Source organism: Mycobacterium sp. (genome assembly GCF_049585075.1).
Classification (GTDB): Bacteria; Actinomycetota; Actinomycetes; order Mycobacteriales; family Mycobacteriaceae; genus Mycobacterium.
In genome coordinates, this window is sequence record NZ_JBAUZA010000524.1 from 1 (window position 1) to 3,089 (window position 3,089).

The window sequence follows — 3,089 nt, forward strand, 5'->3', positions numbered from 1 at the left end:
CGTCGCCGCTCAACAAGTCACCCATCGCCAGCCCGGTGCGCGCCAGCGACGTCCCGCCCAGCGCTATCCAGGTCGCGACCGCGGTTGCGGCGATAGACCACAGCGGGCCACGCCGCCGCGCGGCCAACTGCACTGCGGCGCCGACCAGGCCTACCCCGCCGACCAGTACGCCGACGTGGGCGGCGCCACCAATCCGGGTGTCGCGGTAGGTGAGCCGTTCCATTGCCGCTGCGGCGGCGCCGAATCCGGCTACCGGATGACCGGCCCGCGGGTCGGCCAGCAGCATGTCGGCCACATAGCCCGCCAGCACGCCGACGACCCGGGTACGCCCCGTCGTCCCAAACACTCCGGCAGCGTCTCACACGTGGTCTACTCGGTTGTATGAAGCGGCACGCCACCCGGGTCGCCGACCTGTTGAACCCCGCGGCGGTGTTGTTGCCCGCTGCGAATGTGATCATGCAGCTGTCGTTGCCCGGTGTCGGCTATGGCGTATTGGAGAGCCCGGTCGACAGCGGCAATGTGTACAAACGTCCGTTCAAACGGGCACGTACCACCGGAACGTATCTGGCCGTCGCGACCATCGGCACCGAGTCGGACCGCGAACTCATCCGCGCTGCCGTCGACACCGCGCACCGGCAGGTGCGATCGACATCGTCAAGCCCGGTGTCCTACAACGCCTTCGATCCCGCGCTGCAGCTGTGGGTGGCCGCCTGCCTGTACCGCTATTTCGTCGACCAGCACGAGTTTTTGTACGGTCCGCTCGACGAAGCCACCGCGGACGCGGTTTACTCCGACGCCAAGCGACTGGGCACCACCCTGCAGGTCCGCGAAGATATGTGGCCGCCGGACCGGGTCGCGTTCGACGACTACTGGAAGTGCTCGCTAGAAGAGCTGCGCATCGATCCCCCGGTGCGTGAACATCTGCACGGAGTGGCCACGATCGCATTCTTGCCGCGGCCGCTACATAGACTTGCCGGATCGTTCAACCTGTTCGCGACGACGGGATTCCTGGCCCCGGAGTTCCGCTCGATGATGCATCTGGAGTGGGCAGAGCCGCAGCAACGCCGGTTCGAATGGCTGCTGGCCGCGCTACGGCTGGCTGACCGCCTGATTCCGCACCAAGCGTGGATTTTGGGCTATCGGTTCTACCTGTGGGACATGCGCTTTCGTGCCCGCCGCGGCTGGCGAATCGTCTAGCGCCGTTAGCTGAACAGAACAACCACCACGATGGCGACCATGCTCAGCAGTGCCATCAAAAACCAGGGCTGCAGAAGGAGGGGCCGCTCGCGGGTTTCCTCGGTGCTCGCGGGAAGGGAGGTTGTGCGCTCGGGCGTCAGCTGTGAAGTCATGTATCAAGCATGACTAATTAGTCAACCGAAGTAAATGTGGCGCTCACCTCATCGGTTCGACGTTGAGACGCAGATCACATCGCGGGCGCCACGCACGGGAACGAGGAGCAGCGATATGACTTTTCCGGGACTCAACCACGTCGCGATCACCGTGCGCGACATGGCAATTAGCGGCCCGTGGTATCGGACGTTGTTCGGCGCCGACCCGGTGCTCGACGAGCACACCGACGCCGGATTCCGCCATTTGGTTTGGCTCTTTGATGGCGGGACGATCTTCGGAATCCATCAGCACGAGCATTCGGCCCCCGACGAGCGATTCAGCGAGTTTCGGGTGGGCTTGGACCACGTCGGCTTCGGCTGCGCCGACCGCGCCGCCTTGGAGACGTGGATGACCCGGCTCAACGAGCTCGGCGTCCACCACGGCGGAATCGTGGACGCGCCGTATGGGTCGGGCTTGAGCTTTCGCGACCCGGACGGTATCGCGCTCGAGTTCTTCGCGCCGCCCGGCTGACCGGCGAAAAACAATCGGCCAAAACGCAGACCCCACTTGGGTCGCAATGTGTCAGCATTAGCGGGTGAGCCTGCGACCGATCTCGTATTTCCTTGGTGTGGTCGTAGTGACCACCTGGGCGGCGCTGCTGAGCGCACCGATCCTGATTGCCTCGGCGTCCGCTGCCCCCTGCCCCGACGTCGAGGTGACGTTCGCCCGCGCCACCACCGAAGCGCCCGGTGTCGGCGTCGTAGGACAGAAATTCATCGATGGGCTGCGCTCACAGGTCGGGGGCAAGTCCGTCGGGGTGTATCCCGTCAACTACCCGGCCTCAGAGGATTTCGTGCCGTCCGTCAACGACGGCACTAGTGATGCGAGCGCGCACGTCCAGTCCATGATCGCGAATTGCCCAAACACCAAGATGGTGCTGGGCGGATACTCCCAGGGCGCGATGGTGATCGATCAGATCACCATCGCCCAATTCCCGATCGCGGGCTTTGTCCCCGCGACGCTATCGGCGGACCAGGCTGATCACGTTGCTGCGCTCGCCCTCTTCGGGAATCCATCGGACAGATATCTTGGCGGGCCGGTAAGCACGGTCAGCCCCTGGTATGGGGCCAAGGCCATTGACCTGTGTGCGCCCGGCGACGCGATCTGTACCCCGGGTGGGGGTATCGCGCTGCCGACGCACGACGAGATGTTCTCCGCGGCGCACCTCTCCTATCCGAATTCCGGAATGCCGGGGCAAGCCGCAGCATTCGCCGCAAGTCACCTGTAGCCAGAGGGCCATGCGCGCAGTCGTCATCACCAAGCACGGCCCGCCGTCGGTGCTCAAAGTGCAGGAACGTCCCGATCCGCCGCCGCCTGCGGCCGGACAAGTGCGGGTTTCGGTGCGCGCGGCGGGCGTGAACTTCGCCGACCACCTGGCTCGCGTCGGGCTCTACCCCGATGCGCCGAAAGTCCCCAGCGTCGTCGGCTACGAGGTGGCCGGGACGATCGAAGCCGTCGGCGACGGCGTCGATACCGCGCGCATCGGCGAACGAGTATTGGCCGGAACGCGTTTCGGCGGTTACGCCGAAATCGTCAACGCGTCCGCGGACGACACCGTGGCGCTTCCGGAGTCGATGAGCTTCGAGCAAGGCGCCGCGGTGCCGGTCAACTACGCAACGGCCTGGGCGGCGCTGCACGGTTACGGCTCGCTGCGCACCGGCGAGCGGGTGCTGGTGCATGCCGCGGCCGGGGGTGTCGGC

General features: G+C 65.7%; 6 protein-coding genes. 4 read left to right on the plus strand and 2 right to left on the minus strand.

Going from position 1 to position 3,089, the window contains the following annotated elements; all coding sequences use genetic code 11:
- Nucleotides 1–346 (minus strand): cobalamin biosynthesis protein (locus tag WB785_RS24230; protein WP_424082559.1); only part of this gene is annotated, 346 nt, incomplete at its 3' end.
- Between the two features lie 35 nt (nt 347–381).
- Between WB785_RS24230 and WB785_RS24235 the strand changes: the two genes are divergently transcribed.
- Entirely contained in the window at nt 382–1,197 is an 816-nt protein-coding gene (locus tag WB785_RS24235; protein WP_424082561.1) for an oxygenase MpaB family protein, read from the plus strand.
- 5 nt (nt 1,198–1,202) lie between these two features.
- Here WB785_RS24235 and WB785_RS24240 read toward each other — a convergent pair whose 3' ends face one another.
- Complete coding sequence (locus WB785_RS24240) at nt 1,203–1,349, minus strand: hypothetical protein (RefSeq protein ID WP_424082563.1); 147 nt, start codon at nt 1,347–1,349, stop codon at nt 1,203–1,205.
- Nucleotides 1,350–1,464: 115 nt separating this feature from the next.
- Between WB785_RS24240 and WB785_RS24245 the strand changes: the two genes are divergently transcribed.
- From WB785_RS24245 to WB785_RS24255, 3 genes are all read left to right on the plus strand, one after another.
- Nucleotides 1,465–1,860, plus strand: coding sequence for a VOC family protein (locus tag WB785_RS24245; RefSeq protein ID WP_424082565.1), 396 nt, complete (start codon nt 1,465–1,467; stop codon nt 1,858–1,860).
- Between the two features lie 64 nt (nt 1,861–1,924).
- Nucleotides 1,925–2,617, plus strand: coding sequence for a cutinase family protein (locus WB785_RS24250; RefSeq protein ID WP_424082567.1), 693 nt, complete (start codon nt 1,925–1,927; stop codon nt 2,615–2,617).
- A gap of 10 nt (nt 2,618–2,627) precedes the next feature.
- Nucleotides 2,628–3,089 (plus strand): alcohol dehydrogenase catalytic domain-containing protein (locus WB785_RS24255; RefSeq protein ID WP_424082569.1); only part of this gene is annotated, 462 nt, incomplete at its 3' end.

Bases quoted from the DNA above. Each gene is read 5' to 3' on its own strand.
- WB785_RS24245 (WP_424082565.1), top strand. From the start codon at position 1,465: ATGACTTTTCCGGGACTCAACCACGTCGCGATCACCGTGCGCGACATG.
- WB785_RS24240 (WP_424082563.1), bottom strand. From the start codon at position 1,349: ATGACTTCACAGCTGACGCCCGAGCGCACAACCTCCCTTCCCGCGAGC.
- WB785_RS24235 (WP_424082561.1), top strand. From the start codon at position 382: ATGAAGCGGCACGCCACCCGGGTCGCCGACCTGTTGAACCCCGCGGCG.